The sequence below is a fragment of the Sphingobium sp. genome (assembly GCF_035511395.1).
In the GTDB taxonomy this organism is placed as follows: Bacteria; Pseudomonadota; Alphaproteobacteria; order Sphingomonadales; family Sphingomonadaceae; genus Sphingobium.
In genome coordinates this window covers 1-5663 of record NZ_DATKFP010000454.1, presented here as the reverse complement: position 1 = coordinate 5663, position 5663 = coordinate 1, and the positions used below count along the sequence as shown (strand labels likewise).

Annotated in this window: 3 protein-coding genes, 1 tRNA gene and 2 pseudogenes; 3 read left to right on the top strand and 3 right to left on the bottom strand. The window is 64.4% G+C overall.

The window, feature by feature from the left end; all coding sequences use genetic code 11:
* The 3 genes and pseudogenes from VMR39_RS30245 to VMR39_RS30235 form a co-directional block, all read left to right on the top strand.
* Window positions 1–453: pseudogene (locus tag VMR39_RS30245) on the top strand (single-stranded-DNA-specific exonuclease RecJ); the annotation flags it as partial.
* Between the two features lie 155 nt (window positions 454–608).
* A tRNA-Glu gene (locus VMR39_RS30240) sits at window positions 609–683 on the top strand.
* A 339-nt stretch (window positions 684–1022) separates the two neighbouring features.
* Window positions 1023–2252 (top strand): annotated as a pseudogene (locus VMR39_RS30235) (MFS transporter); the annotation flags it as partial.
* Between the two features lie 56 nt (window positions 2253–2308).
* Here VMR39_RS30235 and VMR39_RS30230 read toward each other — a convergent pair.
* The 3 genes from VMR39_RS30230 to VMR39_RS30220 all read right to left on the bottom strand — a co-directional run.
* Window positions 2309–3298 carry a nuclease gene (locus VMR39_RS30230; protein ID WP_325422229.1) on the bottom strand — a complete coding sequence of 330 codons (990 nt, stop codon included), beginning with the start codon at window positions 3296–3298 and terminating at the stop codon, window positions 2309–2311.
* A gap of 14 nt (window positions 3299–3312) precedes the next feature.
* The gene (locus VMR39_RS30225) at window positions 3313–4485 is read right to left on the bottom strand and encodes a YdcF family protein (RefSeq protein ID WP_325422227.1); all 1173 of its coding nucleotides are present in this window, start codon (window positions 4483–4485) and stop codon (window positions 3313–3315) included.
* An 11-nt stretch (window positions 4486–4496) separates the two neighbouring features.
* On the bottom strand, window positions 4497–5663 hold a 1167-nt coding region (locus tag VMR39_RS30220), incomplete at its 5' end, for a TonB-dependent receptor domain-containing protein (RefSeq protein ID WP_325422225.1).

Genomic DNA, 5663 nt, shown 5'->3' with positions numbered 1-5663 from the left:
GGGCTGACGGTGGCCGCCGACCGGATCGACGCGCTCGCCGACTATCTGGACGAGAGACTGTCGGCGTCGGTGTCGAAAGCGCGCGATGATCGCGCGTTGCTGATCGACGCGGTGCTGGCGCCCTCTGGCGTCAATCCCGACTTCATCGCCGCGATCGAACAGGGCGGCCCCTATGGCGCCGGCTGGCCCGCGCCACTGATCGCCGCGGGGCCGATGCGTGTCATCAAGGCGGATGTGGTCGGCAATGGTCATCTGCGCGCGATCATGGCGGGCGACGATGGCCGGTCGATCAAGACCATCGCCTTTCGCCAGGCGGAAACCGATCTTGGCCAGGCGATCCTCGGCGCGCCGCGCGACCGCAAACTGTGGGTCGCGGGCAAGGCGAAGATCGACGATTGGGGCAGCCGCCCTGCCGCCGAACTGCATCTGGAGGATGCCGCATGGGCGGATTGATCGCGTAAGAGACTGATTTTCCTGCAATCTGGCGGGGTCGATCGGCAAGAAATCGCTTCATTGCAATTTTCTTGCGCAAAGGGGGTTGACCCTTTCGCCGTCCCCGCCTAATTGCGCCCTCGCTTCGCAGCGCTGCCACGGCGGCGACAACGAACGGCCCCTTCGTCTAGCGGTTAGGACGCGGCCCTTTCACGGCTGAAACACGGGTTCGATTCCCGTAGGGGTCACCATTCCCGCCTTTTCGGTGGAATGACGTGAACATGCCTGTCACTGTTTCGATCAGTGTAGCAGGCGCGGAATGAAGCGGTGTGTCACCCCCGCTCGCCGCAAAGCGAAACCCCATTCAATATGTTCGGTTGGGCGTGCTCCGTATGCCATCGCGTCCGTGCCCGGAAGATTCCCGGGCTGCATGTGATTGAAATAGCCGACCCGCCGTCGGTCGCACTCTAAGATAACTGCCCGCTGTCGCAGAAACGCAAGAATAGGCTTCTAGGCGACTCCCTCTCCGCAATCCATGCGTCTGTGAGATAAGGGCAGTTCAGGTGATCCGGAAACGGGAAGAGGGCCGCATGCTGGCCTATGCCTCCGGCAATTTCGGCAAGGCGCTGGTATTCGGCGGGGCGGACCTGACGATCCTGTTCCTGCTGACCGATGTGCTGGGCCTGGGCGGCACGATGGCGGGATGGCTGATGCTGGCGGCGCTATGCGGCGATCTGGTCTTCGATCTGATAGCGGCCCGACTGGTCATCCGTCTGCGCTCTGCGGGCAAGGGCTATCGCTGGATGGTGGCGGTCGCGGCAACGCCGTGTGCGCTGGCCTTTGCCTTGCTTTATGCCATGCCCGCGCTTGGTGCGGAGCAGCTATGGATGCTGGCGGCCGCGCTGCTGATTTTCCGGGGTGCCTATGCGGTCATCGACGTGCCTCATAATGCGCTGATGGCGCAGATGACCAGCGACAGTCGCGCCCGGGGACGGGTGTCCGGCTACCGACTGCTGTTCAGCACGGTCAGCGCGCTGGCCGTGGCAACCATATTGACGCCACTGGTACAGCGGGCGGGGAGCGATCAGGCCTTCGACCGGCTGGCGATCACCGGGGCGGTCGCAGGTGGTCTTTTCGCCCTGACCATGATCTTATGTTCATGGACTTCCGGCAGCGGCCCTGCACCGCGCAGCGCGGAGCAGGACGGCATCGCCGTGCCGCTCCGCGATCCCATGGTGATCGGCATGGGTTTGCTCGCCCTGCTGACCGGTTTCGCGGCGCCGGCCTTCGGGCGGATGCTGCTGTACATGGGCAGCTATGTCGTCCACCGTCCCGATCTGGTTTCGACGCTGCTGCTGGCCATGACCATCGGCCAGTTCGCAGGCGTGATCCTGTGGACCGCCATGACCGGCCGGTTCAGCAAGAGCGTTCTGCTCGCCATGGGGCATGGCGTCACTGTGGCGGGGTTGATCGGCTTTGCCTTCTGCCTGCCTTGGCCACCTGCGCTCGCGATCTGCGCTGCAATGATCGGCTTTGGCCTCGCCAGCATCTTCATGCTGCCTTGGGGGCTGCTGGCCGATGCCGTCGATGTGGTGGAATGGCGGCATGGCAGGCGCTTCGAGACGGGTTTGTTCGCCTTCTACCTCGTTGTCGTGAAGGCCAGCGGCGCCGCATCGACCAGCCTGATCGGCTGGACACTGGGACGGCTGGGCTATGTGCCGGGTGTGGCGCAGACAGAAGCTGTCCAGGCCGGCATGATCGGCTTGGGGCTGGGCGTTCCGCTGGCCGGCAGCGTGGGGGCGATCATGCTGATGCGGCGCTTCGACCTTAATCACGCCCGGCATGGTCGCCTGCTCGGCCTGCTGGAACGGCGGCGTCAGTCGGGAGCCGAGCCGGTTTCCGGGTTGAAGCGGGAATTGCCGAAATCGAGCGGCGACGGCGTGACCTTCGCTGGCGGATTGGCGCTTTCGGCCCAGGCGCGGCAAAGCATGTCGCGCAGCATCGCAGCACCGGCGGCCGTCCGTTCATAGACCATCGCCCGCACATCCCGGTCGGCGAAATCGGCAAAGCCGTTGCGCTTCTCCAGCGTATAGACAGTTCCGACCTTGTCCCCGGCTTGGTCGAGGAAGGCGAGGACAGCGTCGAACATGTCGCCGCTGCTATGACCGGGGGCGCCGATGCGCGGAGCGATATCGGCCACCGTCAGCTTCATGCCATCGACGAACTGACTTTCAAACCGGCCATGGACGCTGCGGTCGGTCGTGAAGCCCTTGGGATTGTCGCCGCGCCAGCCGTCCGAATGGATCGAGTCATGCATGGGCTGCGCGCCGTCGCCGATATAATGGCCAAGGCGAATGGCCTGGAAGGCGCAATGCTGCTCGGGCACCGATACGTCGCCGCCCTCGGCCTGCGCCTTGCGGACATAGCGCATGCACACGACCAGCCGATCATAGGCTTCGATCGCGGCATAGGGCAGGGTGCCGGTCCAGCGGACATTGGTACGTGCGGCGGTAGCGGGATCGCCTTCCTTGATCGCCTCGTAACGCTTGTAGAGCGCGATCACGAACTCATAGCGCGAACGCGGGATGGGCTTAAGGAAGGTGAATTGCTCGCGGAACCAGCCATGATTGGGATCTTCCTCGATCTTCGAGAAATTCTCCGAATCCCCACGCCAGCTGTCAGGCAGGGAGGCCGACGCCGCGATATAATCGACATGCTTGCGCAGGAATATCGGGCCGTCATCGGGGATGGCCTCGATCGCGGCACGGTCGATCACGCTATGGGCGGTGCCGCCCCAGGCAAAAGCAGTCGTCGGAGTCGTGGCGGAGAGAAGGACCAGGGCGGCGGCAAGGGCCAGTGAACGCATGGGGTGGCTCCGTATCAGGGGTCGAGCGGATCGCGCGGATCGATCCGCGCGGAGGTGCGGCTGGGACGGAAGGCGAGTTCCGTAGGCGAGAAGCGCCGGCCGATCCGGCCGGGCTGATAGCCCAGCTCGTCGGCATTGCGCTTGGTGAACTGCACGCTCTCGATATAGGCGCTCTGCTGCGGGTTGCAGACGATCAGCGCATCATTGTCTAGCGGCGCGCTCATGGCGATCAACAGCCGCGACGCGTTGCGCAGGTTCGTCGTCGTGTGCCGGGCATAGGGTTCGATCACGATCGCATCGGCCGGCACCCCATAGCGGTCGATCAGCGCCCTGCGCATCTCTTCCGCCTCGGTAAAGCGGGTCGCGCGCGGATGGGCGCGGCCGCCGGTGATGATGATGAAGGGAATGTCGCCCTGCGCGAAGCGGCTGGCGGCCAGACGCAGATGATATTTGCCATAGGGGCTGAGCGGCATGGCATCCACTTCCGGACCGACGCCGGTCAGGATCATCGCGCTGAAAGGATAGCGGTTCCAGTCGAGCGTCCTCGCCCGCATCATGGCGGGGGCATTGGTCCCTTCCGTCACCGGTTCATAGCCGATCGCATCAGTGCGGTCGCTGACGTCGAGCAGGGCCAGCGCATAGTCGATGCTGGGATCCAGCGCCTGCGCGGACAGGTTCCGGGGCGTACGCGACAGCCAGTCGGCGGCCTGAAGCCGGGCCTGTCGTTCCTGTGGGTCGATCGTGCCCGCGCCGTCAATCTGCGGATAGGATGGGACTTGCCCCAGCCCATAGGTCCGCACGATGGCATTGACCCCCTCCATTTCCCGCCGGATTTGCGCTGGCGCGCCGTCATCCGCTGCCGGCAGGTCGGGCAGCGCCGCTGCGGCGCGACCCATTGTTTCGAGGTCTGCCGGCGTCCAGATCATCGCCTGCGCTGCGCAGACCAGATCCTGTCCACAGGCTGCACGCCGTTCCTGCCGGGCGCGCAGCAGGGGCGAGATGCCTGGGCCGGCCTTGATCCGGTCCAGCGTCGCAGGATCCCGCCCCGCTGCATCGAACAGCGGGAAGAGACGCTGCGACAGCCTCTCCGTCTCCATGTCGCGGGCTGCCCTGACCGAGACTGGCCCGGCCGAAGCCGGGACAGGTGCGAAGGCCAGCGCCGCTGCCGTGATGAGCAGACTTGTCATGCTCCGCCGCATCACCAGCTCTTGCTGATGACGAGGCGGAAGTTGCGGCCGAAGATCGGACGGCCGTAAATCGCCTCCGAACTGCCCTGACCGCTCAGCGAGTCGGTGCGGGTATTGCCTTCGGTCAGGCCATGGGCGTTGAACAGATTGTCGCCCACGATCTGCATCTGCCAGCTGCCGCGCCGCGCCGTGATGCCCGCGCCGACCGTGCCATAAGCAGGCAGGGCGGTGTTGTTGTAGAGATCGACGAAGCGCTTGCCCATATAGGTGTAGCGGCCATAGATGGAGATATCCGTGTCGCCCGTCTGGAAGTCGAAGCTGGGACGGATATTGCCGTAGACCTTGGGCTGGCGGACGATCTGGTTGCCTTCGGCCTGTTCCGGGTCGGCGCCGGTCGAGCTTTGGAAATTCTTGTATTTGGGATCGCTGACGGTGAGCGCGCCGTTGAGCGAGAACCAGTTGGTCAGCGCCAGCTTGCCGTCAAATTCGACGCCCTTGACCTGCGCTTCGCCGATGAAGGGGATGTTGACGTCGTTGCGGCCCGTGGTCGGATCGAAGGCCAAGAAGCTGGCATTGAGCGGATCGAAATTGGTGTAGAAGCCGGTGACGTAGAGATAGGAGCGGCCGAAGGCGAGCTTCAGACCCGCTTCGAACTGGTCGGCCTTGGTCGTGATGATGGTCGGATTGATGCTCATCACCGTCTGGACGTTGGGCGGCGTTTCCAGATGCGAGGCGCGGCCATAGACGCCGACATGGCTGGAAAAGTCATAGTTCGCGCCGACCGTCCAGTTGGTGACGTTGGGCTTCAGCTTCTGATTGATGATGACCCCGGTGAAGGCGCGGGTGCTGTCGTCGGCCAGCGTGGTGGCGTCGCCCAGATTGGCGGCCTCGGTCAGCGCGGCCCAGCCTTTGTAGCTGTAGCGTTCGTGACGGATGCCCGCATCGATGCGCAGACCCGGTATGATTTCCCAGGTGTCGTTGGCGTAAACGGCGAACATCTTCGCATCGCTGTCGCCCTGATTGAGCGTCGCGGCGTAGTTGAGCACGCCATTGTCGGTCACGCGGCCGATCTCGGTCCCCGAGGCATTGTAGGCGACGAGATCCAGCGTGCGCGGCTTGCCCGCCACCTCGATCAGATAATTCTGGTAGAGAGTGCGGCTGTCCTCGCCATAGAGGCT